General features: G+C 51.6%; 1 protein-coding gene. It reads left to right on the forward strand.

Annotated elements, in window-relative coordinates; all coding sequences use genetic code 11:
- Window positions 1-216 (forward strand): hypothetical protein (locus IAQ59_RS22265; RefSeq protein ID WP_209333042.1); only part of this gene is annotated, 216 nt, incomplete at its 5' end.
- Window positions 217-219: the final 3 nt, after the last annotated feature.

Here is a 219-nt window from a genome sequence, read left to right on the forward strand (position 1 = left end):
GAGGGAGACGATCTCATCCCTTCTTTTTCCTTTGCGTCTTTGCGCCTCTGCGTGAACCTCTTTTTCCCGGAACGACTGACGGGCATGTTGAAGATCTCAGGGCTAACGCCCCTGGGTGGCTGTTGGGAATATGCGGATTCTACCAAGATGACAGGGCTACGCCACTTTGGGTTGGTCGAAGACTTTGCTACAGGTATTTTTGATTCCTTCCCGTAACGA

Source organism: Lunatimonas salinarum (assembly GCF_017811155.1).
In the GTDB taxonomy this organism is placed as follows: Bacteria; Bacteroidota; Bacteroidia; order Cytophagales; family Cyclobacteriaceae; genus Lunatimonas; species Lunatimonas salinarum.